General features: G+C 63.7%; 21 protein-coding genes, 1 pseudogene and 1 riboswitch. Of the genes and pseudogenes, 14 read left to right on the top strand and 8 right to left on the bottom strand.

The window, feature by feature from the left end:
• Positions 1–5 precede the first annotated feature (5 nt).
• Both aspT and AC1Z3V_RS28395 read right to left on the bottom strand, forming a co-directional pair.
• The gene (aspT, locus tag AC1Z3V_RS28400) at positions 6–1,694 is read right to left on the bottom strand and encodes an aspartate-alanine antiporter (RefSeq protein WP_483503076.1); all 1,689 of its coding nucleotides are present in this window, start codon (positions 1,692–1,694) and stop codon (positions 6–8) included.
• Positions 1,695–2,131: 437 nt separating this feature from the next.
• The gene (locus tag AC1Z3V_RS28395; protein WP_483503074.1) at positions 2,132–2,425 is read right to left on the bottom strand and encodes a DUF1330 domain-containing protein; all 294 of its coding nucleotides are present in this window, start codon (positions 2,423–2,425) and stop codon (positions 2,132–2,134) included.
• 216 nt (positions 2,426–2,641) lie between these two features.
• Positions 2,642–2,857: riboswitch (cobalamin riboswitch) on the top strand.
• A gap of 105 nt (positions 2,858–2,962) precedes the next feature.
• On the opposite strand from AC1Z3V_RS28395, the gene AC1Z3V_RS28390 reads away from it, so the two are divergent.
• From AC1Z3V_RS28390 to AC1Z3V_RS28355, 8 genes are all read left to right on the top strand, one after another.
• Positions 2,963–3,376, top strand: coding sequence for a DUF1636 family protein (locus tag AC1Z3V_RS28390; protein ID WP_483503072.1), 414 nt, complete (start codon positions 2,963–2,965; stop codon positions 3,374–3,376).
• Between the two features lie 22 nt (positions 3,377–3,398).
• Positions 3,399–4,205: an ABC transporter ATP-binding protein gene (locus AC1Z3V_RS28385; protein WP_483503070.1), complete on the top strand. Its 807-nt coding sequence runs from the start codon at positions 3,399–3,401 to the stop codon at positions 4,203–4,205.
• Entirely contained in the window at positions 4,202–5,155 is a 954-nt protein-coding gene (locus AC1Z3V_RS28380; RefSeq protein WP_483503068.1) for an ABC transporter substrate-binding protein, read from the top strand. Before AC1Z3V_RS28385 ends, AC1Z3V_RS28380 begins: the two co-directional genes overlap by 4 nt.
• Positions 5,156–5,158: 3 nt before the next feature.
• A complete protein-coding gene (locus AC1Z3V_RS28375; RefSeq protein WP_483503066.1) occupies positions 5,159–6,226 on the top strand; it encodes a FecCD family ABC transporter permease in 1,068 nt (355 codons plus the stop codon).
• A 129-nt stretch (positions 6,227–6,355) separates the two neighbouring features.
• Positions 6,356–6,916 (top strand): DUF924 family protein, encoded by a 561-nt coding sequence (locus tag AC1Z3V_RS28370; protein WP_483503064.1) that lies wholly within the window; start codon positions 6,356–6,358, stop codon positions 6,914–6,916.
• A gap of 202 nt (positions 6,917–7,118) precedes the next feature.
• Positions 7,119–9,857 (top strand): mechanosensitive ion channel family protein, encoded by a 2,739-nt coding sequence (locus AC1Z3V_RS28365; RefSeq protein WP_483504170.1) that lies wholly within the window; start codon positions 7,119–7,121, stop codon positions 9,855–9,857.
• Positions 9,858–10,130: 273 nt separating this feature from the next.
• On the top strand, positions 10,131–10,409 hold the full coding sequence (locus AC1Z3V_RS28360; RefSeq protein ID WP_173516883.1) for a hypothetical protein: 279 nt from the start codon (positions 10,131–10,133) through the stop codon (positions 10,407–10,409).
• A 347-nt stretch (positions 10,410–10,756) separates the two neighbouring features.
• Positions 10,757–12,310, top strand: coding sequence for a caspase family protein (locus tag AC1Z3V_RS28355; RefSeq protein WP_483503062.1), 1,554 nt, complete (start codon positions 10,757–10,759; stop codon positions 12,308–12,310).
• Positions 12,311–12,437: 127 nt separating this feature from the next.
• Here the strand turns inward: AC1Z3V_RS28355 and AC1Z3V_RS28350 are convergent, their stop codons facing one another.
• Complete coding sequence (locus AC1Z3V_RS28350; RefSeq protein WP_483503060.1) at positions 12,438–13,163, bottom strand: hypothetical protein; 726 nt, start codon at positions 13,161–13,163, stop codon at positions 12,438–12,440.
• 205 nt (positions 13,164–13,368) lie between these two features.
• Here AC1Z3V_RS28350 and AC1Z3V_RS28345 point away from each other — a divergent pair, with 205 nt between their 5' ends.
• The gene (locus tag AC1Z3V_RS28345; RefSeq protein ID WP_483503058.1) at positions 13,369–14,130 is read left to right on the top strand and encodes an MBL fold metallo-hydrolase; all 762 of its coding nucleotides are present in this window, start codon (positions 13,369–13,371) and stop codon (positions 14,128–14,130) included.
• Positions 14,131–14,244: 114 nt separating this feature from the next.
• Here AC1Z3V_RS28345 and AC1Z3V_RS28340 read toward each other — a convergent pair whose 3' ends face one another.
• Positions 14,245–15,654, bottom strand: a complete 1,410-nt coding sequence (locus AC1Z3V_RS28340) for a DUF5939 domain-containing protein (RefSeq protein WP_483503056.1) — start codon at positions 15,652–15,654, stop codon at positions 14,245–14,247.
• A 170-nt stretch (positions 15,655–15,824) separates the two neighbouring features.
• Positions 15,825–16,238 (bottom strand): nuclear transport factor 2 family protein, encoded by a 414-nt coding sequence (locus AC1Z3V_RS28335; RefSeq protein ID WP_483503054.1) that lies wholly within the window; start codon positions 16,236–16,238, stop codon positions 15,825–15,827.
• Between the two features lie 191 nt (positions 16,239–16,429).
• Between AC1Z3V_RS28335 and AC1Z3V_RS28330 the strand changes: the two genes are divergently transcribed.
• From AC1Z3V_RS28330 to AC1Z3V_RS28310, 5 genes are all read left to right on the top strand, one after another.
• Positions 16,430–16,804 (top strand): GFA family protein, encoded by a 375-nt coding sequence (locus AC1Z3V_RS28330; protein ID WP_483503052.1) that lies wholly within the window; start codon positions 16,430–16,432, stop codon positions 16,802–16,804.
• 303 nt (positions 16,805–17,107) lie between these two features.
• A complete protein-coding gene (locus AC1Z3V_RS28325; RefSeq protein ID WP_483503050.1) occupies positions 17,108–18,181 on the top strand; it encodes a cyclic nucleotide-gated ion channel in 1,074 nt (357 codons plus the stop codon).
• Between the two features lie 187 nt (positions 18,182–18,368).
• Positions 18,369–19,214, top strand: coding sequence for a response regulator (locus tag AC1Z3V_RS28320; protein WP_483503048.1), 846 nt, complete (start codon positions 18,369–18,371; stop codon positions 19,212–19,214).
• A 281-nt stretch (positions 19,215–19,495) separates the two neighbouring features.
• Positions 19,496–20,788 carry a GGDEF domain-containing protein gene (locus tag AC1Z3V_RS28315; RefSeq protein WP_483503046.1) on the top strand — a complete coding sequence of 431 codons (1,293 nt, stop codon included), beginning with the start codon at positions 19,496–19,498 and terminating at the stop codon, positions 20,786–20,788.
• 229 nt (positions 20,789–21,017) lie between these two features.
• Complete coding sequence (locus AC1Z3V_RS28310) at positions 21,018–21,500, top strand: VOC family protein (protein WP_483503044.1); 483 nt, start codon at positions 21,018–21,020, stop codon at positions 21,498–21,500.
• A 58-nt stretch (positions 21,501–21,558) separates the two neighbouring features.
• Here the strand turns inward: AC1Z3V_RS28310 and AC1Z3V_RS28305 are convergent.
• The 3 genes and pseudogenes from AC1Z3V_RS28305 to AC1Z3V_RS28295 all read right to left on the bottom strand — a co-directional run bounded on the left by AC1Z3V_RS28305 (position 21,559) and on the right by AC1Z3V_RS28295 (position 24,398).
• A pseudogene (locus AC1Z3V_RS28305) lies at positions 21,559–22,157 on the bottom strand (YdeI/OmpD-associated family protein).
• 103 nt (positions 22,158–22,260) lie between these two features.
• Positions 22,261–23,211, bottom strand: coding sequence for a phosphatase PAP2 family protein (locus tag AC1Z3V_RS28300; RefSeq protein WP_483503042.1), 951 nt, complete (start codon positions 23,209–23,211; stop codon positions 22,261–22,263).
• Between the two features lie 182 nt (positions 23,212–23,393).
• Positions 23,394–24,398, bottom strand: coding sequence for a GlxA family transcriptional regulator (locus AC1Z3V_RS28295; RefSeq protein WP_429807409.1), 1,005 nt, complete (start codon positions 24,396–24,398; stop codon positions 23,394–23,396).
• Between the last annotated feature and the right edge of the window lie 508 nt (positions 24,399–24,906).

Raw genomic sequence — 24,906 nt, 5'->3', positions numbered from 1 at the left:
CCGCCTCAGGCGAGCATGATGACGATGACGAGGCCGAAGATGGTGAGCAGCGTGTTGCCGATGGCGTAGGGCATGCCGTAGCCGAGCGCCGGCACCTTGCTCTTGGCCGCCTCCTGGATCATGCCGAGCGCTGCCGTCGTCGTGCGGACGCCGGCGCAGGCGCCGAACAGGATCGCCGGGTGGAAGCGGAAGACGAAGTGGCCGATGAGGACGGAAGCGATCATCGGGATCGAGGTTGCGACCACGCCCCAGATGAAGAGCGAGATGCCGACCTCCTGCAGGCCCGCAACGAAGCCCGGGCCGGCGCCGATGCCGACGACGGCGATGAAGATGTTGAGGCCGAGCGTATTCATCAGCCACAACGCCGGCGAGGGGATCCGGCCGAAGGCGGGATAGGTGGTGCGCAGCCAGCCGAGCACGAGGCCGGCAAGCAGGGCGCCGCCGGACGTCGAAAGGCCGATCGGGATGCCGCCGATCGTCAGTGTCAGCGCACCAATCATCGCGCCGATGAAGAGGCCCCAGCCGAGGAAGGCGATGTCGGTGGTTTCAACCGGACGGTCGGCAAAGCCGAGCGCCTTGATCGCCGCTTCGACATGCCGCCTGGCGCCGCCGATGGTGACGATATCGCCCCGTTCGACGGTGGTGCCCGGCAGGACCGGGATCTCGACCAGCGAGCGCACGATCTTGCGGGCATAGACGCCGCGCGCCCAGTCCTCGGTGCTGACGTCGGCAAGCGTCTTGCCGGCGAGCGCCTTGTTGGTCACGTAGACGTCGACGACCTCGGCTTCGGCGTTGAGGAGTTCCTTGTCCTCGACTTCCGTCAGCTTGGAATCCAGGTTCTCGACAAGCAGGGCTCTCCGACCGGAGAAGGCGACGACGTCGCCCGGCTGCAGCACGGTGTTACCGTCCGCCTCGATGATCTCGTTGCCGCGGCGCAAGCGCTCGACATAGACGCGGATGCCGGGAAGCAGGTTCCTGACCGGCGTTCCGGTGAGGCCGCTCGCCTGATCGATGCGATAGGCCCGGAGCCCGAAATCGTGATAGGCGCGGGTGATGCCCGGCTCGCTGTTTTCGGAGCCGCCGCCGAGCTTTGCCTCATATTCCTTGCAAGCCGCCGGAAGGTCGATGCCGAGAAGCCTGGGCCCGAGCTGGGCGAGGATGATCGCGGAGCCGATCGTGCCCCAGATATAGGTCACCGCATAGGCGATCGGGATCTGGTCGGCAAAGGTCTTGGCCTGCTCCGGCGTCAGCCCGAGCGAATTGATCTGGTCGGTCGCAACGCCGATCGCGGCCGAGATCGTCTGCGAGCCGGCATACATGCCGGCGCCGTAGCCGAGCGGCAGCCCGGCGATCAGCGCGCAGAGATAGGGAACGATGAGGCAGAGCACCAGGACGGAGAGCGCAAAGGCGATCTGCTTCGGACCGTCGGTGCTCAAGCCCCGCACGAATTGCGGGCCGACACCGTAACCGACGGCGAACAGAAAGATCAGGAACAAGGTGGATTTCAGGTCACCGGAAACCTGGATGCCGAGCTGCCCGATGAGAACGCCCGCAAGAAGCGTGGCGGTGACGTTTCCGAGATTGAAGCCCGCGACCTTGATGGGGCCGATCAGGAAACCGATGCCGAGGGCGAGGAAGACGGCAACGGGAGGATAGGTCCGAAGCGTCTCGACGAAGAAGTCAATTGGGTTCACTGCCATCCCCTGTAGAAAGTTGAGTTGCCATCACTTCATTTCGGGACTTGCGCGGCTAGGTTGATTTTCGGTGGCTTGTCGATGCCCGATGCTAGCCTCGTGAATTGTCGCTTCGGCTGCTGGTTTTCTCAACGGCCATAGGGTTACGCGGACGTAACGTACGTTAAACTTCGGGGATTTCGGGCGCAGTGCGGGGCGAAGCGGGGGGCGCGGCCGCGCTTCTGCTCCGATCCGCGGGCGCGCCGCGTCGCGGCAAATTTCGCCGGTTATTCAACTCTGATGTTGCACTCCGTCACGTCAGCTCGTGACGGAAACACATGACGAACGGCCCATGTCGATGGATCCGGAGCACATGGCCCGGCAGCGGCTACATCCGTGCGCCGCGAAGCTCGACGTGACGGTAAAGGCTGGCGTTTGCGGCAGTCTTGCGCTCCGCTTCAGGTGGCGACACCTTCCAGCGTCATGATCCGTGTCTTGGCACAGCGCTCGCGGATCGTCTTCAGGCGTTGATATTCCGGCGATTGGTACCAGGAGAGCAAGGCCTGCATGTCCGGGAACTCGACGATGACGAGCCGGTGCGGCTCCCAGTCGCCCTCGAGGACCTGGGTCGCGCCGCCGCGGCCGAGATAGCGGCCACCATAGCGCGCCTCCGTCGCCGGCACTTCCTGGATGTATTGTTCAAACGCCGCGGCATCCGTGATTTCGACATCCGCGATCAAATAGGCCGCCATGACAGAGCTCCTTTCCGCGCAAGCCAAAGATCAAGGATACGCCATTCGTGCCCCGCCAGCGATGTCCTTGCCCCGGAGAAAGCAGCTGAAGGGCTGACCGCCAATTTTCGCATTGATCTTTGTAATGTTATTTTATAACAGTCCCGCATGACGAAACGCCGCATGTTGATAGATCCGGAGCCCATGCCCCCAGCAGTTGTTTCATCCAGCGATTCATGCGAGGAAGGCGTTGATGGTGCTGCATCCGCGGAAATGCGGAAGCGGCTGAAAAGGGAACACGGAACGGACGACCCTGACGGGACCGAAACCGTGGCTGCCCCCGCAACTGTGAGCGGAAAGCGCATTCACACCATGTCACTGGCGACAAGCCGGGAAGACGTGGATGCGCCGCGACCCGCGAGCCAGGAGACCTGCCATCGAACCGATCAACCACAACGGACGGGGTGTTCCGATGGAAAAGAACTGGCTTCCAAGCGACGGTCATCCGTCGTCCTGCCGTTTCGCCATCTCTTGCCGTCAGTCCCACGGAGAGAGAACATGGCCGAGACGACTTCCCGACAGCACAAGATAACGGTCTCCACCGATTGCCGCTTTACCGGTGGCCCGTGCATGCCCGGCGCCGAGCTCATAAAGCGTCTCAACCGCAGCATTGCCGCGCTCGGCGAGCCGCTCGGTCGCGATTTCTCGATCGCCGGCACGGTCTGCATGGCGGCCTGCACGCGACCCTGCACCATCGCCTTCCAGGCGACGGGCAAGGCGACCTATCTCTTTGGCGGCATTACGCCAGAGGAGGATATCGACGATCTCGTCCGCTTTGCCGCCGCCCATGCCGAGCGCGGCGACGGCATGGCGCGTGCCGCTGACCGGCCGCGCGGGCTTGAAGGCAAGACGCTTGCCCGCATCCCGGCGGCGATGCTCGTCTCCGAAGACGTTGCGGGCCACTTCCAATGACAGCGCGGGGAGGGATGAGACCATGACCTGCACGGCAACAGGAGCCGCACTTCGCGTCGAGGGGCTTTGCTGGGGGCCGCGCCCGGGGCTGAAGCTGGTCGACGGCATGGACTTCGCGATCGAGGCGGGCAGCCGGCTTGCGATCCTCGGGCCGAACGGGGCGGGCAAGACCTCGCTCCTGCGCTGCCTTTACCGGGCGGTGCAGCCGAATGCGGGCCGTATCAAAATCGGCGGCGTCGACCTCTGGTCGATCTCGGCGCGCGAAGCGGCAAAGACGATCGCCGTCGTGCTGCAGGAAATGCCCGGCGATTTTCCCTTCAGCGTGCGCGACGTGGTGATGATGGGGCGTATCCCGCGGCGGGAAGGGCTCAACGGCTGGACCGACACGGACCGCGAGCGCGTGCAGCATGCGCTCTCCCATCTCGATCTCGCCCATCTCGCCGGCCGCCAGTTCTCGACGCTCTCGGGCGGCGAAAAGCAGCGGGTGCTGATCGCCCGGGCGCTTGCCCAGGAGCCGCGCATCATCATCCTGGATGAGCCGACCAACCACCTCGACATCCGCCACCAGCTTGAAATCCTCGAGCTGCTGCAGACGCTGAAGCTGACGATCGTGTCGACGCTGCACGACATCAATCTCGCCGCCGAATTCGCAACCGACGTGGCGATCGTGACGGCGGGGCGCCTGACCGCCTTTGGAACGCCCGAGGAAGTGCTGAGCCCGCGGGCGCTCTCCACCGCCTTCGGCGTCACCGCCACCGCCCACGGCACTGCCGCCGCCGGCAGTGCGCGCTTTTCCTTTTCACTTCCTCGACAGGGATCCATTTCATGAAGATCAATATTGCCTCCTCTACCTTCCTGTTTCTCCTCGCCGCCGCCACGCCCGCGCTCGCCTATCCGGTCACGGTCAAGAGCTGCAACCGCGAGGTCACCTTCGATGCCGCGCCGAAACGGGCGATCGCCAACGACGTCAATCTGGTCGAGATGATGCTGGCCTTGAAACTGCAGGACCGCATGGTCGGCTACACCGGCGTTTCCGGCTGGAAGACGCTGGATGAAAAGCTGCGCGAGGGGGTGAAGGAACTGCCGGAGCTCTCGGAGAAATATCCGACCAAGGAAGTGCTCCTCAACGCCGATGCCGATTTCTTCTTCGCCGGCTGGAACTACGGCATGAAGGTCGGCGGCGAGGTGACGCCCGAGACGCTGGCCCCCTTCAAGATCAATGTCTACGAACTCACCGAGTCCTGCGTCCATGTCATGGCCAGGGAAAAACCCTCGATGGACGACATGTTCGTCGATCTGCTCAATCTCGGACGCATCTTCGGCGTCGAGGATCGGGCCGAGGCGCTGGTCGCGGGTTATCGCAGCCAGCTCGCCGAGATCGCCAAGGCCACTGCCGGCCGCGACAAGCCGACCCGCGTCTTCGTCTATGATTCCGGCGAGGAAAAGCCGTTCACCTCGGGCCGTTTCGGCATCCCGACGGCGATGATCGAGGCCGCCGGTGGCACCAACATCATGGACGATGTCGACAAGAGCTGGGTGGAAGTCTCCTGGGAGCCGGTGATCGATCGCAATCCGGAGGTCGTGGTCATCGTCAACTACGGCGAGGTGAAGGCCGAGGACAAGATCGCCTACATGAAGAACAATCCGGCCTTTGCCAATGTCGATGCGGTCCGGAACGACCGCTTCGTGGTGCTCGATTATGTCGAGGCGACGCCGGGGCCGCGCAACGTCGACGCCATCGCCCGGCTCGCCAAGGCCTTTCACGGCGAAGGCTTGTAACCGATGCTGGCCGAGGATACGTCGTCTGGTCCCGTTGCCGTTTCGCGGGTCGCTCCCGTTCGGGCGATCCGCGGTGGGGTCGGATTGTTCGCGGCCCTGCTGCTGCTTCTCCTCACCGTGACCGCGGGCGTGTCGCTCGGCTCGGCGCCGATCCCGGTCACCACCGTCTGGTCGATCGTCGCAAGCAAGCTCGCGCCCGGCAGTATCGAGGCCTTCTGGTCGGCAGGCCGCGAAAGCATCGTCTGGGACGTGCGCCTGCCGCGGGTCATGCTGGCGGGGCTCGTCGGCGCCGGCCTGGCGCTGACCGGCGCCGTGCTGCAATCGGTCACGCGCAATCCGCTCGCCGATCCGCATCTGCTCGGCGTCTCCTCGGGCGGCGCGCTCGGTGCGATCGTCGCGCTGCTTCACACCGGAATGATCCTCGGTCTTCTCACGGTGCCGCTCTTTGCCTTTGGCGGCGCGCTTCTGGCAACCGTGCTGGTCGCCTTCGTTTCCCGCGCGCTCGGCACCAGCGCCGATCGCCTGGTGCTCGCCGGCGTCGCCGTCGCCTTCGTGCTGACGTCGATCGGCAACCTCATGATCTTCCTCGGTGACCCGCGGGCGACCCACACGGTGATCTTCTGGATGCTCGGCGGCCTTGGCCTCGCGCAATGGCCGCACCTCGTCTATCCGGCGCTGGTGCTCGTCGTCTCGCTTGGCTGGCTGGTCATTCGGTCGCGCGAGATCAACGCGCTTGCCATGGGCGACGAGACGGCGACGACGCTCGGCATTCCCGTGCGCCGCTTCCGCCTGACGCTCTTCATCGTCACCGCGCTCCTGACCGGGGTGATGGTGGCCTTTTCGGGAGCGATCGGCTTCGTCGGGCTGATGGTGCCGCATTTCGTGCGGCTCTTTGCCGGCAGCGACAATGTCCGGGTCATCCCGCTCTCGGCTTTCTTTGGCGCCTTGACGCTGATCATGGCCGACCTCGCGGCCCGCGTCATCATGGCGCCGGAGGACATGCCGATCGGCGTCGTCACCGGCATCGTCGGCGGCATCGCCTTTGTTGCCATCCTCACGCGGCGCGCGTAAGGCGTGCATCGACATTGGGCGTGCGTGCATGGACATGGACCGGTCCGCGCCTATGTCTTAGCGCATGCATGGCTGCCGATCCGGCCTCGAAAGGGGCGGGACGGGCAGAAGAGGGGCACGAGGAAGCAAATGACGAAGGAAGTTGAAATCTGCACGCCAGAGGACGTTTTGAACTTCTGGTTCGGCGAGCTCAGCTATGACGACTGGTTCACGGTGAGCAGCGAACTGGACGACGCCTGCATTCGTCGGTTCCAGGCATCGCACCTGGCGCTCGCCCGCGGGGTGAGCGAGATCTGGCGGGCGACGCCGGAGAACCGGCTGGCGGCGATCATCCTGCTCGACCAGATGCCGCGCAACATGTATCGCGGCACGCCGCTGGCCTTTGCGACCGATTGCCTGGCGCTGCACGAGGCGAAGCTCGCCGTGGGCATCGGCGCCGACATGGCGATCAGGCCGGAGGCGCGCGCCTTCGTCTATCTGCCGTTCGAGCACTCGGAAAACCTGACCGACCAGACCATGTCGGTGAAGCTTTTCACCGAACTCGGCGACGCCGACTATCTCGACTATGCCATCCGCCACCGCGATGTGATCGAACAATTCGGCCGCTTCCCGCACCGCAACGCCTTCCTGGCCCGCGTCTCGACGGACGCCGAGCTTGCCTATCTGGCACAGCCCGGCGCCGGTTTCTGACGAAAAATCCGGCGTCGGTGCGCAATTGGCGGCGGCTTTTGCATCTTTCCGCCGTCTTTCGTATTCACATCGCATTGTGATGACCACTGACGCGATTCCGCATCACGGGTCTCAACCTGCAAGGATCTTGAAATTGCGTTCTGTCGGAAAATTGCCTGCCATTCTCCTCTGCCTGCTGGCGCTTGCCGCCACCGGTCCGGTCATGGCGCAAAAGCCGACGCAGCCGGCACAGGCGACGGGCCAGAACGCAGCACAGCCGGCACAGAAGGCGGCGCCCGCTCAGTCCGGCCAGAACGCCGCCCAGCCGGCCGCCAAGACGGCGCCGGCGCAGGAAGGTGCGCAACCCGCTGACAATAGTGCGACTCCCGGCGCTGCCGCCGAGCCGGCCGCGACGACCGCCCAGCCCGCGCAAACGGCAACGCCGCCCGCCGGCGAGCCGGTGCCGGCCGATGCCGCGCCACCGGCTCAAACCCAGGCGACCGAGCAGCTCGCCAAGGCCGGCGAAGAGCTCAAGCGGCTGACCGACCTCGTCGACAAGGCGAAGGACGACGATACCGCGCTTGCGGAACTGAAGGTGCAGGTCGATGCGCTCTCGAAACAGATCATCGGCGTATCGGTCTCGACCCGTCCGCGCTTCGACGAGATCAAGGCGCGGCTCACCGAACTCGGCGATCCGCCGGGCGAGGGGCAGCCGCCGGAGGCCGACATCGTGTCCGCCGAGCGCAAGCGGCTCGTCGCCGAGCGCGGCGCCATCAACGCGCTGACCGGCGAGGCCGAGGGGCTCTCGGTGCAGTCGACCAAGCTTTCCAACGCGATTACGGCCACGCGCCGCGCGCTGTTTTCGAACACGCTGCTGAAGAACACCGAAGTCTCCGGCACCATGTTCAACGATGCCCTGTCGGCGACGGCCGACGAGACCCGCGTGCTCACCCGCAGCGTCACGAGCTGGCTGAGCTTTGCCTGGAACTACAAGCGCGTGCAGTTGCTGACGGCGCTGTTCCTGTCGCTGCTGGCGGCGCTGGTCTTCCTCGCCGGCAGCCGCAGGCTCTTCCGCCCCTGGATCCAGCACGATATCACCGACGAGGAGCCGAGCTACTTCCGGCGTCTGTCGGTGGCCTTCTGGTCGACCATGATACCGACGCTGGCTTCCGCCGCATTCGCCGTGTCGAGCTTCTTCTTCATGCGCTCGTTCAACGTGCTTCGCTCCGACATCGAGCCGATCGTCGCGATCACGCTCGGCGTCAGCGTGGTGGTGTTCTTCATCACCCGGCTTGCCCAGGCGGTGCTTTCACCGAGCGATGCGCGCTGGCGGCTGGTCCGGGTCTCCGACCGCGGCGCCAGGATGCTGATGGCCACGATCTTCGCCATGGCGCTGGTCAACGGCCTTGATTATCTCTTCGGCGGCATCAGCGAAGCGCTGGGCTCGCCGGTGGTGCTGACCGTCGTCAAGAGCTTCGTCGCCTCGATCGTCATCGGTGTCATCATCATGGCATCGGCCTGGATCAAGCCGACGCTCCGGCAGGACGATTCCTTCGAGGCGCATGGCCGTTCCTGGCCGCGGATCGTCTCAGTCGGCCTTCTCCTGATCGGCGCCTCGCTGATCATCTCGGCGGCATCGGGCTATGTCGGCCTCGCGCGCTTCATCGCCACGCAGATCATCATCACCGGCGCGATCCTGGTGACGATGTATATCGGCATCCTCACCGGCCGGGCGGTGGCCAAGCAGAACGCCTTCGCCGAGACCGCCGCGGGACGTTATCTCGAGCGGCGCTACAATCTCGAGCAGGTGGCGCTCGATCAGATCGGCCTCGTGGCGGGCCTCAGCATCTATGCGCTCGTCGTCCTGTTCTTCATTCCGCTGATCCTTTTGCAATGGGGCTTCCAGATCGCCGATATCGAGGCCTGGGCCTATCGCGCGGTCACCGACATCAAGATCGGCTCGATCACCATTTCGCTGGTCGGCATTCTCGCGGGCATCCTGTTCTTCGCGCTCGGCTATGCGGTTACCCGCTTCGTCCAGCGCTGGATCGACGGCAACATCATGGCGCGCAGCCGCGTCGATGCGGGCGTGCGCAACTCCATCCGCACCGGCATCGGCTATACCGGCGTCGGCCTTGCCGGCCTCATCGGCCTGTCGGCGGCGGGCATCGATCTCTCCAACCTCGCGCTCGTTGCCGGTGCCCTCTCGCTCGGCGTCGGTTTCGGCCTGCAGAACATCGTCTCGAACTTCGTCTCGGGGCTCATCCTCTTGGTCGAGCGGCCGTTCAAGGTGGGCGACTGGATCGTCAGCGGCACGACGGAAGGTTTCGTCAAGCGCATCTCGGTGCGCGCCACCGAGATCGAGACCTTCCAGCACCAGTCGATCATGATGCCGAACTCGCTGCTGATCAACGCGTCGGTCGGCAACTGGACCCACCGCAACAAGCTCGGCCGCTCCGAAATCGCCGTTACCGTGACCTATGCCAGCGATCCGCGTCGGATCATGGAGCTGCTTTCCGAGATCGCCGCCGCCCATCCGATGGTGCTGAAGAATCCGTCGCCGAGCGTCGGCTTCACCGCCTTCGGCGACGAGCGCATGACCTTCGAGCTCAGGATCTACGTCGCCGACGTCTTGACCGGCGGCGGCGTGCGCAACGACCTGCGCATCTCGATCTATGAGCGCTTCCGCGACGAAGGCATCGGCGAGCCGTTCCCGGTGAAGATCGAGGACGTGCCGGTCGAGAACCAGACCGGCATCGAAAGCGACGAGCCGGAGAAGGTGGGCGAGCCGAAGGGCGCCACGTCCGCCGAGGCAAGGGCGTCGGCGGAGGCAGGGGCGCCGGCCAGGACGACCGCTTCCGGCAGGAAGACCGCCTCCGCGGCGCCGCTCGACGAGGAAGGCGAGGTGGAAGAAACGCGCAATCGCCGAAGCGCCGGCCGCCGCGCGAATCCAAACCGCTGATAAACGGCGCATTCACGGCCTATTCAGCCAGCCCAGGATAAAAAGCATGCAATTCTTCCGGTGAGCGCCTACAGCGCCGCGCGTCTGATCTGACGCGCAAAAGGCCGCTGTAGCGCTTTGATTTGCTGCATAATTTCAATTCTCAAATCGATTTCGATTTAAGAAATTATGCAGTAGGCTGGCACCGGCTGAAGAGGTGGCCGGCGCAGCGTCGCGAGACCGACGGGGCGGCTGGCTCGGCGAGAGGGGCGGCGCGTCGGGCGCCGATGGGCGATGAAGAAATTTGTGATTGCATTGCTTTCCGGCGTGCTTGTGGCCGGCGCGCTGGCTGCAGAAGCGGCATCGGCCGCGACCGTCACGAACAAGGACGGCGAGACCGCCGTGCTGGTCGTCGTCGAGGGCGAAAGCCGCATGGAAGTCGCAATCGCATCCGGAGCGACGGAAATGATCTGCCCGAGCGGCTGTTTCGTGACGGCGCCGAGCGGCGACCGCATCGGCCTGCAGGGCGACGAGAATGTCGAGATCGTCAACGGCAACGTCGTCGTCAAGTAACCCTCCATCCTACGGCAACGGTGCCAGGGCATCGCGCCGTTGCCGGGCAGCGTCCAGGCTCCGTGCGCGCGGCCTAAACGCGTCGCGATCTTTCAGGTTCGCCCTTGCGCTTTAAGCCCTTGATATTTCGCATGTCGTTATCGCAAACCCCCTGCACACATGCGCGACATGCTCTAATCCCATTGGATGATTGAATGAAGCGCTCGCCTCGCGCGTCATGGCAATGAAGCGAGGGCAGGGCTCTGAAGCCGCCGCCTTACGTTGACACGATCCAATGCAGGTAGCACGCTCGGCCATGGGGCCAACGCCGACCGTCCTGGTCGGTTGCGCATTGCCGGAGGGGAGCCATGCCGTTCCTTCGCATCGCCTTGTCCGTTCTGTTGGTACTTTGCGCCTCGCAGGCGCTGGCCGAGAAGCGCGTGGCGCTGGTCATCGGCAACTCCGCCTATCAGCATGTGGCGCCCTTGCCCAATCCCGGCAATGATGCCGCAGACATGGCGGCAAAGCTCGAAGGGCTCGGCTTCGAGGTGGTGCATGGCACGGATCTCGATCTTGCGGGTGTTCGGCGTGTGGTTCGCGATTTCGCCGGTCGGCTCGACGGTGCCGATCTGGCGCTGTTCTTTTATGCCGGTCACGGTCTCCAGGTGGACGGCGAAAACTATCTGGCGCCTGTCGACGCCAAGCTCGCCTCGCATGTCGACCTCGATTTCGAGGCGGTACCGATGAACCTGATCCTGTCGGCAATGGAGCGCAGCACGCGGATCAACCTCGTCTTCCTCGACGCCTGTCGCGACAACCCGCTCGCCGTCAACCTCGCGCGTTCGATGGGCACGCGCTCGGCCTCGGTCGGCCGCGGGCTTGCCAAGGTCGGCACCGGCATCGGCACGCTGATCGCCTTTGCCACCCAGCCCGGCAATGTTGCGCTTGACGGCAGCGGGCGAAACTCGCCGTTCACATCCGCACTGCTCAAGCATCTCGGCCAGCCGGGGCGCGACATCACTCGCGAGCTGATCGACGTGCGCCGCGACGTTCTCGCCGCAACGGGCGGCAAGCAGGTGCCTTGGGACAATTCCTCGCTGACCGGCGAGGTGGTGCTGAAGCCTGGCGATGACGGCAAGCCGGCACAAGTCAAGGAGCCGGCCACGGACCAGGCGGCCGAGCTTGCCTATTGGGAAACGATCAAGGATGCGACGGACCGCGATCTCTTCGACGCCTATCTGCAGCAATATCCCTCTGGCGCCTTCGCTTCGCTGGCGAGGGCCAAGATCCGGATCATCGAGCGGGGTTCCACCACACAGGATGGCGCGACGGCGACGCCAAGTGGCGAGGCGGTGGCGGCCGTTGATCCGACTGCAGCCGAGGCGGGTGCCGACGATCGCGCACTGGCCCGCTCGGTCCAGCAGGAGCTGAACAGGCTCGGCTGTCGGGCCGGCAGCGAGGATGGGGTCTGGGGCGCCGGCAGCCGCAAGGCGCTGGAAGCGTTCGCCAAGTACGGCAAACTCGAACTTGCGACGCTCGACCCCTCCGGCGACGTGCTCGAACGCCTGAAGGCCGAGAAGGAGCGGGTGTGTCCGCTCGTCTGCGCGCGCAACCAGGAGGCAAAGGGCGGCCGCTGCGTGACGACCCGGCGCGAGGCGAAGCTGCCGCAACCGAGTGAGACCCAGGGCTCCACCAAGACACCGACGAAAAGCACCGGCACACGAACGATCATCCCGCCGGCCGAGCTGCAGAAGAAGAGTTTTGCCAATTGCCCTGCCAATGCGGACGTCGCTTTCCGGCAGATGTTCGCCCGCGGGTCGGGACACGGGAGGACGACGATCACCGCGACGCATTCCTGCGGCCGCGCCTTTGCCTGCCACCGGGCGGCGAGGGGGCAGCCGTGGGACTGCGGCTGGCGGTGAGAGGAAAGGTCTGCGGTGGGAGAGATCTTCGGCGGGCGACATCAATCACTGATTGGCTCAGGCAGGATGTCCGACCGTCGACCGGCGGGCCTTGGTCTCAATGTTGGCCGGGTTCGCCAACGCCCGCTCACGCTTGGCTATTCGGCCGCTCCATGTCGAGTGGTCCGTCGGACTTTTCGCGACTGCTGCGAACGACGCCGGTGGAGGCCGCAATCAACAGCGCCAGCGGCAGGCTCGGATAGAACGTGAAAAACTGCAGATAGCTGACGCCGCGCTGTAGCCACCGTCTGACGCTCAGCCCCGACAGTCCGAAAAACGAATGCCAGAAGTGAAGAAGAAACTCGATAAGGCCGATCGCCATCATAAAGATCAACAGCCACGACCACAGGCGGTAGGCCATTGAATAGTGGCCCGTCATTGGCCCGGTTGGATCGCGCACTAGGCAAAGAGTGACGCCGGCGATCAATGCGGCGACGAACGAGAAGGGCGGTTGCACGTATAGGCCGGTCGCAAAAGCCACTCCCCAATGCGATCCGAACACGATGCCGAAGGGGAGGTCGGCCAATACAAGAAGCGCGATGTAGGCGCCGATTTTGCCCGGCATCCCCGCTGACCTTGCTCGCGCGATCGAAATCGTTGCGATGGATGCCGCGAACAGCAGGTAGGCGAGTGGCTTCAGATAGACGCCAAGGACGACGGCCAGCGCACCCGCGGCGCCCGGTATTGCGCTGGCGCCGGAGCTGTGAACGAGGGCATAGACCAGGAAGGGGAAAGCAAAGGTGAAGCCAAGCAGCAGTCCAAGTCGGAGCCCCCACGCACGTCCATATCTTACGCCGCTGATAGTGCCTTGCACATCCATTCTCCTGTCAGTGATCTCGCGGGTAGGTTAGAATGGTGGGATTAAGGCGGCCTTCAAACTGTGGTTGCAATTTTAGGTTTCATGCGCTTGGTCGCGTCAACGCGATCCTGAAAGCTGCGGCCGTGTCCGACTTTCGGGCCTGAAAATCGCCGCGACTTTGGCAAGGATCGTCGGCAGCTACCGGCAGAAAGAGGCTCCCATGAAACTCCAGCTTATCCGCAACGCTACCCTCAAGCTCGACTATGCCGGGCACACGGTGCTCGTCGATCCGTTCCTTGGGCCGAAACACAGCCTGCCGTCCTTTGCCGGGCGGTCCCCCAATCCGCTGGTCGAACTGCCTGTCGCGATCGACGAGATCCTCGCGGGTGTCGAACTCGTCATCATCTCGCATCTGCATGAGGACCATCTCGACGATACCGCCAAGGAGCGGGTGCCGAAGGGCCTGCCGATCTTCTGCCAGCCGGGCGACGAGGAAGCGATACGTGCAGCCGGATTCCGCGACGTCACGCCGCTCTCCGGCAAAGCCAGTTGGCAGGGCCTGACGCTGACCCGGCGCGATGGCAGCCATGGGCTTGGTCCTGTCGTCCAGGACATGGGGCCCGTCATCGGTTTCAGCCTCGAGGCGAAAGGCGAACCGACGGTCTACTGGGCCGGCGACACGGTCTTCTATCCGCCCGTCGAGACGACGATCCGCGAAACCAGGCCGGACATCATCGTCACCCATTCCTGCGCCGCGCGCTGGAACGGCGATCTCATCGTCATGGATGCCGAGCAGACGATCAAGGTCTGCGAGATGGCGAAGAACGGCATCGTCATCGCCGCGCACATGGAGGCGCTCGATCACGCGACGCTCAGCCGGAGAGAGCTCAGGGCAGCCGCCGATGCCCATGGCATCCCCTTGACGAAACTGGTGATCCCTGATGACGGTGAGGTGCTGACGCTGATACCGCCGGTGGTCTGAAGCGCGGCGCGATCTCTCGGTTTCGCGCCTTGCGCCTGAACTGTCGCCTATCGCACAAACCCGCTGCGCAGTTTTGCGCGACGGGTCTCGCGCAATTCCGAAGAGCCGCCGGGTTCACGGGATCGAAAATATGCTGATCTCGTTGGTGATGCCGCGTAGCGCGACATTGTGCGACTGCGGATTGAGGCCGCGATCGCTGAGGAGGTTCGAGGCGCGCGGGTCGTCGAGCACGGAACTGGTGGCGAAGATCTCGCGCGAGCTCGCGAGATGCTGGACGCGCGAGGCGATGTTGACCGTCTGGCCGAAATAATCCTGGCGCTCGTTGAGGCTGACGGCGATGCACGGTCCCTCGTGAATGCCGATCTTCAAGAGCAGATCCTCGGAGCCCCGATCCTCGTTCAACTTGCGCATCGCGTCGCGCATGCGCATGGCCGCCGCAACCGCCCGATCCGGTGTCGGGAAGGTTGCCATCACGGCATCGCCGATCGTCTTGACCACGGCGCCGGCTTCGGCGGCAACGATCTCGTTGACGACGCTGAAATGGGTCTTCACCAGATCGAAGGCCGCGAGATCGCCGACCCGTTCGTAAAGCTCGGTGGAGCCGCGCAGATCGGAAAAGAGGAAGGTGAGGCTGGTGATCTTCAGCCTTTGGTCAACATCGATCGTGTCGGTGCGGTAGATATCGCGGAAGGTCTGGTTGGAAAGCAGCCGCTTGGCCGTCAGGAACGGCCGGCGACGGCCGAGGATATCGTGCAGGGCGTCGTTGGCGGCGCACACCGAGGGCAGGGTGCGGACATCCGTATGGTTTTCCACCTGGATGCGCAGCGGTCCCGGCTGCATGGTCAGCGCCTCGTCGTGGCGATGGCCGCGATCGAAGACGAGCGACAGGGTGCGCCGCTCCTTCGTCGGCTCGCCCTTGACGTCGATGAACTGTGCGGCATGCGTTACCGGTTCGAAGATGATGATGAACTCCGCCGGCAGTTGCAGCGAGATGACGGCCTTTTCGCCGGGCGGCAGTTCCAGCGCCTCCAGCACGAAATCGTCGATCCTGGCTTCGTAGTCCTCTTCCGGCAGCTCGATGCCGGAGCCCCAGTAGATCTGGCGGAAATATTCGAAGGGCGGAAGCTCGTGCGGGCTGTGGGCCCCGATATGGCGCACCCGCGGGTTCACGGTGAAGGTGACCTCCACCATCTCGTCGAGCGTCGGCTCATAGCCGGCAGCGCAGAGCGAGCAGGTATAGGTGTCGCTCTGCACGGTCTTCAGCGAGGTATTGGCGTCGAGCACGCCGCCGCAGCCGGGGCAGAGCACGTTCCAGGAGAGTTCGAAGAGGCCGAGGCGGGACGCGTGCAGGAAAGCGGCGATCGTCCTTTCCTCGTTCAGCCCGTGCTCGGCGGCGAAGGCCAACGCATTGACGCGGCAGAGCTTGCGGTCCGGCGCTTCCCGAACAAAGCGCTCCAACACGTCGGCGATCTCAGGCTGCACGGTTTGGCGCAGCATGTCGAAGAGAGGCTGAGCTTCACTCATGGCGGTATCCTACACTGAAAAGACCGGCGGGGCAGCCGGTTTGTCGGGGTAGGTTCGGGTGCCGGAGATGGGCGCGGGCCGCCTTTGCCGTCGCTGCAGTCCGCCTGGCGACGAGGCCAATGAGGAGCCTCGCCGCGCAGGGTCCATTCCGCGGTCGAAGAAGACGTGCTCTACGCCGCCTTCCGGTCGCGGCCGAAGGGATCGCCGCGTACCGATTCCGTGTGCAGCGCGGCCACCCATCCGCCGTTCTCGCGGATCCAGGTCGTGGCGTCGGCGGCCTTCAATGTCAGGGGCTGCCCGTCGACCTCCATCTCTTCGGTTACCGTGTAGGCGATGACGGCCACGTCCTCCCGCGGAAAGATGACGCTGACGTCGTCGAGCTGGAACGATCTGAGGCTCCAGGAGCCCTCGGCCTGCTCGGCCATCCGGCGGTAGTCGTCCCGGCTGAGCACGGCTGCACCTTGCGCACCGACGACGATCGACCGTTCGGGCAGCATCGCCACGGACGCCTCGGTATCCTTCTCCATAATGGTTCGCCAGAATTCCTGTTCGAGGTCGATGATCTCCTGTCTTTCGGCATGCATGTTCGCGTCCTCCATCGGAATACCCGCAGAAGACGTGGAAAGGCGAAAAGTTCCCTGCCGACACCAGGCCTGCGGGACCAAGCACGGCATCGCGCGCTGAGATCGCTTTAAAGACCGCCGTTGCGGGAACCCAACGCCCGCGTGCGTCGTTTCCCGGTCTGACATCAGCCGTTGCGCGACAGGATAAGGTCATGACGATGCTCTCGGGAAAGTGCCTTTGCGGCCAGGTGCGGGTTTCGGTGCACGGTGACCCAATGCGGGTCGGTATCTGCCACTGCACCGACTGCCGGCGGGAAAGCGGCTCGGCCTTCACCTTCTATGGCATCTGGCCTGCCGATCGCTTCGAACACACCGGCGAGACCTCGGTGTTCCAGGGGCGCCGCTTCTGTCCCCGTTGCGGTTCGCGCGTCTTCTCGGCCGACGACCAGGAGGCGGAAGTCAAGCTTGGCATCCTGTCCGAAGCGCCGACGCCGCTTGTGCCGAGCTACGAGCTCTGGATCAAGCGCCGCGAGCCATGGCTGAGGCCCGTCGAGGGAGCCGCGCAATACGAAGAAGACCGGATATGAAGGCAAGCGCCTGCCTGCGTCTTGCGAATACCGGCGCTCTGGTCCTAATCGTTCGGGTGCCGAACGACATTCCATGCCGGAGAAGTCGGCGGGGCTTATCTGCGCCTGCCGGATACGGAACGGCATCTTGTCGACGGCGGACATTGGCTCTTAGAGACGCGACGAAGCGGCCGAACGGATGCGCGTTTCCATTTTTCGCTTCCCTTAAATGAGCATCGATTCAAGAGTAGGATTGTGCTTTAGATCAAGGCGTTGCTGCGGTGCCGCGTTGCGTGTGAAGTCGCGGGCTGCTTGGGGGAGTGTATGTCGGCACGGCCATTGTTGAGGATATCGGACGTTGCCAATGGCCTTTTGGCGGCGGCGGGTCTCATCGTGGTTGCCGCGCTGACCGCGCCGAACTTTGGCGCCGGCGCGCGGCTTGCCCTCGAGGGGTTCCTCGCCGGTATCTGGGCCGTCTATGCGCTGCAACTGGCCGACACGCTGGTCGCGCTGCGGACGAAGGACGGTCGTGCGACGATGTCCGAAATCACGATCGATCTCCTGGCCGTCATCGTTCCGCTTGCCGGCTTCCTCCTTGCCGGCCCGAAGGATCAGAGCCTTTATTGCGGCATCTGGCTGTTGAAGCCGCTGCGCCATTCCACCTTCTTCCGGCTGCTGGGCCGGGTCGTGTCACGCGCCGCCCCCAGTCTCGTCGGCGTCACCTCGCTCTTCGGCATCGTCCTCTTCGGTGCATCGCTGATCGCCTATCTCATCGAGCGGGATGTCCAGCCGGACAAGTTCGGCAGCATTCCCCAGGCCATGTGGTGGGCGGTGGTCACGCTTTCCACCACCGGCTATGGCGACGAGATCCCACAGACGCTGGCCGGGCGGGTGCTCGCCGGGCTGGTGATGATGAGCGGCATCGGCATCTTCGCGCTCTGGGCCGGCATTCTCGCCACCGGCTTCTTCGAAGAGGTGCGCCGCCAGGATTTCGTGCGCAATTGGCAGTTGGTGGCGGCGGTGCCGCTGTTCCAGAAGCTCGGTTCGGCCGCCTTCGTCGAAATCGTCAGGGCGCTGCGCCCACGGGTGGTGCCCGCCGGCGCCGTCATCTGCCGCAAGGGCGAGGCGGGCGACCAGATGTACTTCATCGTCGAGGGACGCGTGAGCATCGCCACACCTTCGCCGACACCGGTCGAGCTCGGCCCCGGCAGCTTCTTCGGCGAGATGGCGCTGATTTCGGGCGAGCCACGATCGGCGACCGTCAGCGCCGCCACGGAGGTCTCGCTGCTGTCGCTCTATTCGGAGGATTTCCAGATGCTGTCGAGCAGCAATCCGGAGATCGCCGAAGTCATTCGCAAGACGGCCGAGGCGCGGCGCGGCCAGACACCCAAGGGCTGACGGTAGTGCTGCGCCGGGAGCGACCGCGAAGTCCATCCCGACACCCGACGGCGTCATTTCGCCGGCCGCCCATTAACATCAGAGAAAGCCTTTCTCCTCTAGCATGGCGGCTGCAAGTTACAGTGACTTTGCGGGCATGAGGAACGCTTGGGCGCTGTAGGGGGACACTCTTTCACATAGGCGTTCAATGTCGTTTTTTGGCATTTCCGGAATGTACTATTCCGGCGAATCCCTTGGCGAGCACCGTATCGTGCTGGCCGAGGACTCCAACCTCTTCTCGTCGATGGTCTCGAAGCGGCTGAAAGAGCTGTTCGACATCGATGTCATCGTCTGCCGCGACTATGACGACCTGCAGTTTGCCGTCGAAAACGCGACTTTTCCGGCGTCGCTCGCCATCTCCAACATCAACCTCCCGGGGGCGGAGAATGGCGAGGCGCTCAACTATCTGATCGACATGAGCGTGCCGACCATCGTCTTCACCGGCTCCTTCCAGGAGTCGACACGCGAGAAGATCCTCGCCAAGGAGATCGTCGATTACGTCATCAAGGACAGCGTCTTTGCCGTCGACATGCTGGCGGAATCCGTCTGCCGCTTCCTCACCAACCACAAGCACCACGTGCTGATCGTCGATGACAGCCCGACGGCGCGCGCGCTGCTGACGACGCAGCTCAAGCGCTACAATTTCCGCACCAGCTCGGCCGACAGCGGCGCGGCTGCGCTCGAACTTCTCAAGAACAACCCCGATATCGGCCTCGTCATTACCGACTACAACATGCCCGATATCGACGGCTTCGAACTGACGCGGCGCATCCGCGGTTCCTATGGACCGCATCAGTTGCGCATCATCGGCGTCTCGTCGTCCACCAACCGGCTGCTGTCGGCGCGCTTCCTGAAAGCGGGCGGCAACGACTTCGTCGTTCGTCCTTTCGTCAACGAGGAATTCTACTGTCGCGTCAACCAGAACCTGGACACGCTGACGAAGATCCGCACGCTCAGCGAAAAAGTAAGGGTTCCGGCGCAGACTTCTGCCTGATACGAGAAATAATCCCCAAAATATTATGGCAAAGGGCGCGAACTCCCGCGCTCAGGTTGCTGCATTAACGAAATTGCAATCCGATCGGTCTTCAATCCGCCGCAGCAGGAGCGGGGAGCCCGGTCACACCAGATCACGCCGGCCAAAGGGCCGGTGCGGCCGGTGACGGGGTTTATTCACATATCAGGAGCCAGCGTCACCCCTTGGGGGAAGCACGCCTGCGGCTCGAGAGGGGTTGCAGGGACGTGAGATTGCGCCGCACGCCGGGCCGGGTGAACTCTGTGCAAAAGCACAGCGACAAGCGCATGCTGCTTGTCGAAGACTCCCGGATGTTCGCGACGGCGCTGAAATACGGACTGGAGTCCGTCCACGGCATCCGCGTCGCCCATTGCAACTCGCTTGCGGCGCTCAAGCAAACGCTGGAACAGGCGCCGGAAAGCTTCTCGCTTGCGGTGCTCGATCTCAACCTGCCGGATGCGCCCAATTGCGAGGCGCTCGAATTCGTCCTTGAAAATCAGGTGCCGGCCGTCGTCTTTACCGCGGCCTTCAACGACCATACGCGCGAAGAGATCCTGTCGCGCGGCGTGCTCGATTGCGTCATCAAGCACCAGCCGGAATCGATCAACCTTTTGATTGGCGCCGTCGACCGGGCGCTCACCAACGGCAAGACGACGGTGTTGCTCGCCGATTCCGATGCCGCCTCGCGCAGTGAACTTGTCGGTATCCTGAGAAGGCAGCGGATCTCCGTCTGCGAGGTCGCGTCCGCGGCCGACGCGCTGCAGGTGCTCGACAGCGGCGAGGCGGTCGATCTCGTCGTCACCGATCTCGATCTCGCCGACATGTCCGGTGCGTCACTGCTTGCCGAAGTGGAGCGCCGGCTGGGCGACGGCGCGCTGCCGGTGATCGGCCTTTCCGACAGCGGCGACAGGCGCGCCGGCGCCCGGTTCCTGGAGGCGGGCGGCACCGACTTCATCCAGAAACCGTTCCTCGAAGCGGAGTTCAACGGCCGCATCGCGCAAGCCGCCGGCGTGCAGAAGCGCCTGCAGACCCTGCAGCGGCAGGCGGCGAGCGACTACCTCACCGACCTCTACAACCGCCGGCATTTCTTCCTCGCCGGTCCGCGCCTGGTGGAGCAGTGCCTGAGGCGCGGCGAGCCGACCGCGATCGCCGTGCTCGACATCGACCATTTCAAGCGGCTCAACGACACCTATGGCCACGAGATCGGCGACATCGTGCTGAAGCACGTGGCCAAGCGCCTGGCGGCGCTGGTGGGGGAGGAACACCTGCTCGCGCGCCTCGGCGGCGAGGAGTTCGGCATTCTCTTCAACGGCTGCGACGTACGGCGCGCCTTTGCCTTTTGCGATGCGCTGAGATTGGAACTGGCGAAATCGCGGATCGTTGCCGACGACGAGGAACTGACGATCACCGTCTCGATCGGGCTTGCCACCATCGAGACGGCAGAATCCTTCGAAAACTACCTGCACGCCGCCGACCAGTTTCTCTACATGGCGAAACATGCGGGCCGGAACCGGGTGATCTCCGAACTCGCGCTTCTCGACGCGCTGGCGTCCTAAAACCACCACGCAAAAGTGCGTAGCGGTTTTGCGGTCACGACATGCGCCAAGTCAAAAACCTGAAGCGCGGGAAGCAAGACTGAAACTTCGCGACGTGTTTCAGGCCCTCTGACGGAACCGTTGGGCCGCCGTCACGAAAAATCCATCGCCCAACCTGTCGGCTTGGAACGAAGTCGAACGTCCTTCGGTTACCCGCGCATGGTCAAGCGGGACGAAGAGGAGCCGACGCATGAAGAATGTTGTTTCTAATCTCTGGTTCGAGAAGGAGGCGCGCGAGGCGGTCGAATTCTACGTATCGCTCGTTCCCAATTCGGCGATCACCCGCATCGCCACATTGCCGGCCGAGAGCCCGAGCGGGCCGCCCGACAGCGTCAAGATCATCGAGTTCACGCTCGGCAAGCAGGAATTCCTGGCGCTTGAAGCCGGGCCGCTCGATCCATTCAATCATTCCTTCTCGATCATGATCCAGTGCGACACCCAGGAGGAGATCGACCGGCTGTGGAACGCGATCCTCGAAAATGGCGGAGAACCCGAGCAATGCGGCTGGATCCGCGACCGCTGGGGCCTGTGCTGGCAGATCGCCCCGCGCGTGATGGGCGACATGATCGCCCATTCCGACCGCGTGCGCGCCAAGCGTGCGGCGGAGGCCATGCTCGGCATGATCAAGCCCGATATCGCCGAACTGGAGCGGGCGTTTCACGGTCAGGTTTAAGAATCGGGAGTGGCTGTCCCGACCGTCATGACGGCGCGTGATGGCCGGGGCAGCCGCTTCACTTCCGTCCCTGCGGATAGATCGTCTCGCCGCGCTTCAGCATCTCGACGAAAGTCTCGATCTTCTTCTTGCGGCCGGCCTCCGTCTTCATGTTGTGGGTGCGGAAGGCAAGCGCGAAGCGGTTCTGCTCGCTCAGCTTGGCGAGCATCGCCTTTGCCAGCGGTTCGGCGTCGATCGCCGCCTGCAGGTCGTCGGGAATCTTCAGGTCCTTGCCGCTGGCATAGGCGCGGTCCCAGCGTCCATCGGCCTTGGCGGCGTCCACCTGGCGCAGGCCGTGTTCCGTCATGCGGCCTTCCTTGACCAGCCGCGCGACGTTGTCGACGTTGATCTTGCTCCAGATGCTTTTCCTGCCGCGCGGCGAGTAGCGTTGCAGGAAGCTCTTGTCGTCCAGCCCCTTGCGCACGCCGTCGATCCAACCCCAGCAAAGCACCACGTCGATCGCCTCCTTGGGCGTGATCGAGGGCAGGCCGGAACTACCTTGTGGATCTTGATCCAGACCTCGTCCTCGCTCCGGTGATGGACGCCGAGCCAATCGTAGAAGCTCTGGAAGTCCTTGAATTCGTGGACCTTTGCGGGGTCGATCTCAACCGGTGCCATCAGCGACGTGCTCCTCGCGTTTTGGACGTGGCAGCCATTCAACCGAAAATGAGCCGGCGTGCAAGCGGCGGTTGGCCGCGGGCAGGATCAACTCCCTGCTTCATCATCGGGCGATCGCCGACGCGGCAGGGGCCGGTCCGGACAAGCTCGGCAACTCCCGCCGCGACGGGCTCGTGACATATGTGACCGCGCCGATTGCGGCGAGAGCGACCGCGACCCCGGCGATGACATCGACGGCGTAGTGACTGCCTGCAGGGATCGCGGAGAAGCCCATTGCGAGGTTCAAGAGCAGTGCGGGATAACGAAGCCAGATCAGTGGCCACAGCGCCCAGGCGCAGAGGACTGCGACGGCCGCATGCACCGACGGAAATGTGACGATACCCATGCTTTCCTTCAGCCGCCACACGAAGCCGGGATCGTTGCGCACCGCGTGGAACTGCTCAAGGAAGAAATACCCGTAGGTGGCGTCGATGTGTTCGAGGCTGCGCGCATCGAACTGGTAGTGGGAATAGGTCCCAAGCGCCGGGAAAGAGATGGAGACCGCGCTCGACAGGAAGCATAGCAGGCCGTAGGCGGCGACCATCTGATAGGCTCTTACGTGTTTGCCGGCCAAGGCGAGCAGCAAGGGGAAGATCAGAAGCTGCAAGGCGAAGGAGCGATAGGCCTTGTTCAGCGCCTCGGCCAGCAGCGGGTGCTGATCGATCCAGCCCATCATCGCGGTCCAGTTGACCCCAAGCGACCGGTCCCACCTGGAAAGCTGGAGATCGGCAAGCGGGAAATTCATCCAGGTGGCGAGGTAGGTCGAAAGCGTGATCGGGACGATGAGCAGTACGCCGAAACCGCAACATTCGATCGCCGTTCGAAGGGTGTAGAATTTGAAGCGCAGGGCAAGGACGTCCGCCGCAAAGATGATGGCTGCCAGGACCGCGACGCCGTAGGGCCATTCTTCAAAGTTTACCGGAAAGCCGGCGACGGATGCCGTGAGCAAAAGTGCCGCATAGGAAAAGACCGTTTCCGCGATCAGGAACAGACGAGGCTCAAGAAAATCTCTCATAAAAAACTCCGCACCAGCAGGGGCGGAGATTAGGACGTTCCTGGTTGTGTTTTCGTAAATTATTTTCTTAGGGTTGCGCAGGCGAGCGTGTCTGTCTTCGCCCTTGCAAGTTATCGGCGTCGATGTCGCGAAAATACTGAAGGGCGGATTGCTCCGCCCTTCAGCCTGTCTCTATCAGGCTGTTACCGCGCCATCTGCAGCGTCAGCTTGCGGTCGGCGCGCTCCTGCTGGGGCGAGCGGTTGTAGAGTTCGCGATAACACTTGGAGAAGTGCGAGGCGGAGACGAAGCCGCAGGCAACGGCCACCTCGACCACCGGCATCGACGACTGGATCAGCAGGTGCCGGGCACGATCGAGCCGGATCTCCAGGTAGTAGCGGGCCGGTGACCGGCCCATTTCCTGGCGGAACAGCCGCTCGATCTGGCGGCGCGAAAGGTCTGCGCCCTCGGCGATTTCCAGAAGCGACAGCGGCTCGGCGAGGTTGGCTTCCATCAGCTCGATGATCGACAGCACCTTGGCGTTCTGCACGCCGAGGCGGGCGCGCAGCGGTAGGCGCTGGCGGTCATGCGGGCCCCGCACGCGGTCGGTCAGCGCCTGCTCGCAGACGCGGTTGACGAGGTTCTCGCCGAAGTCCTGGTCGATCAGGTTCAGCATCATGTCGAGCGAGGCGGTGCCGCCGGCGCAGGTGTAGATGTTGCTGTCGATCTCGTAGAGGTCGGCATAGACTTCCGCCTGCGGGAAGCTTTCGGAGAAGCCCGGCAGGTTTTCCCAGTGGATGGCGCAGCGCTTGCCGGTCAACAGGCCGGCCGAAGCCAGCACATGCGCGCCCGTACAGAGGCTGCCGACGGCGACGCCGCGGTTATAGACCTCGCGCAGCCAGGCATTGACCGACTTGTTGTTGAAGTCCTCGACATAGATGCCGGAACAGACCAGCACCATCGATGGGCGGTTTTCGCCGCCGAGGAACTTGCGTTCGTCGGCCAGCGACGAGTTGACCTCGAGCGCGATGCCGCTCGACGACAGGACCTTTTCGCCGTCGGTCGAAGCGAGGCGCCAGGTATAGGCCTCGTAGCCGAGCATGCGGTTGGCGATGCGGAGCGTTTCGATCGCCGCCGAAAAGGGCAGCATGGAAAAGTTCGGCACCAGGAAGAAGACGAGAGAACGCTTTTTGGTCAGTGGCTTGTTCATGAGGCTTCCCATGCTTGGCGATGCGGGTATATTCGTCGCTTGGAAGATACTGTTCGGCTTGTCTATTTGCGACATTGACATGGAAAGCCGCGACCGCAAAGTGATTTCGCATTGCGACATCGGGCGGCAAAAGGCGGTTCGGTGGATCTTTCAGGCTTTTGTAAGGAAAGCGACAGTTTTTCCAGCGCTGCTGACGTTATCTGACAAGAACTGCCAGAGATACGCAATAATCGCAATACGCGCTCCAGGGTTGTGTTTGCCGATTGCGACGTTTTCGCTGCGGAAGCGGGGTGTCGGTATGAGGCAAGTCGCGCTCCGCCGGTCATGATTTGGACTTGCTGCAACGACAACCCGGACCCGCGCCAGCGGATCAGCCAAAGACGCTCTCAGCCTGTCCTTGGGTCCCCGGCGCGCGGATCGAAAGCAAATCGCCGACTTGGGATCCTCAATTCTTCAATCAGACCGGGTCTTGCGTAGGCAAGACATGCATTGATTGTATTAGCAAATG

This window comes from Ensifer sp. 38_S197 (genome assembly GCF_056924495.1).
The sequence above is the reverse complement of the archived record's forward strand: the minus strand, read 5'-3'. Positions and strand labels throughout refer to the sequence as shown.

Excerpts from the sequence above, each read along its gene's own strand:
- AC1Z3V_RS28395 (WP_483503074.1), bottom strand. The coding sequence starts at position 2,425 with ATGGCGGCCTATTTGATCGCGGATGTCGAAATCACGGATGCCGCGGCG.
- AC1Z3V_RS28390 (WP_483503072.1), top strand. The coding sequence starts at position 2,963 with ATGGCCGAGACGACTTCCCGACAGCACAAGATAACGGTCTCCACCGAT.
- AC1Z3V_RS28385 (WP_483503070.1), top strand. The coding sequence starts at position 3,399 with ATGACCTGCACGGCAACAGGAGCCGCACTTCGCGTCGAGGGGCTTTGC.
- AC1Z3V_RS28380 (WP_483503068.1), top strand. The coding sequence starts at position 4,202 with ATGAAGATCAATATTGCCTCCTCTACCTTCCTGTTTCTCCTCGCCGCC.
- AC1Z3V_RS28375 (WP_483503066.1), top strand. The coding sequence starts at position 5,159 with ATGCTGGCCGAGGATACGTCGTCTGGTCCCGTTGCCGTTTCGCGGGTC.
- AC1Z3V_RS28370 (WP_483503064.1), top strand. The coding sequence starts at position 6,356 with ATGACGAAGGAAGTTGAAATCTGCACGCCAGAGGACGTTTTGAACTTC.
- AC1Z3V_RS28365 (WP_483504170.1), top strand. The coding sequence starts at position 7,119 with ATGGCGCAAAAGCCGACGCAGCCGGCACAGGCGACGGGCCAGAACGCA.
- AC1Z3V_RS28360 (WP_173516883.1), top strand. The coding sequence starts at position 10,131 with ATGAAGAAATTTGTGATTGCATTGCTTTCCGGCGTGCTTGTGGCCGGC.
- AC1Z3V_RS28355 (WP_483503062.1), top strand. The coding sequence starts at position 10,757 with ATGCCGTTCCTTCGCATCGCCTTGTCCGTTCTGTTGGTACTTTGCGCC.
- AC1Z3V_RS28345 (WP_483503058.1), top strand. The coding sequence starts at position 13,369 with ATGAAACTCCAGCTTATCCGCAACGCTACCCTCAAGCTCGACTATGCC.
- AC1Z3V_RS28340 (WP_483503056.1), bottom strand. The coding sequence starts at position 15,654 with ATGAGTGAAGCTCAGCCTCTCTTCGACATGCTGCGCCAAACCGTGCAG.
- AC1Z3V_RS28335 (WP_483503054.1), bottom strand. The coding sequence starts at position 16,238 with ATGCATGCCGAAAGACAGGAGATCATCGACCTCGAACAGGAATTCTGG.
- AC1Z3V_RS28330 (WP_483503052.1), top strand. The coding sequence starts at position 16,430 with ATGACGATGCTCTCGGGAAAGTGCCTTTGCGGCCAGGTGCGGGTTTCG.
- AC1Z3V_RS28325 (WP_483503050.1), top strand. The coding sequence starts at position 17,108 with ATGTCGGCACGGCCATTGTTGAGGATATCGGACGTTGCCAATGGCCTT.
- AC1Z3V_RS28320 (WP_483503048.1), top strand. The coding sequence starts at position 18,369 with ATGTCGTTTTTTGGCATTTCCGGAATGTACTATTCCGGCGAATCCCTT.
- AC1Z3V_RS28310 (WP_483503044.1), top strand. The coding sequence starts at position 21,018 with ATGAAGAATGTTGTTTCTAATCTCTGGTTCGAGAAGGAGGCGCGCGAG.
- AC1Z3V_RS28300 (WP_483503042.1), bottom strand. The coding sequence starts at position 23,211 with ATGAGAGATTTTCTTGAGCCTCGTCTGTTCCTGATCGCGGAAACGGTC.
- AC1Z3V_RS28295 (WP_429807409.1), bottom strand. The coding sequence starts at position 24,398 with ATGAACAAGCCACTGACCAAAAAGCGTTCTCTCGTCTTCTTCCTGGTG.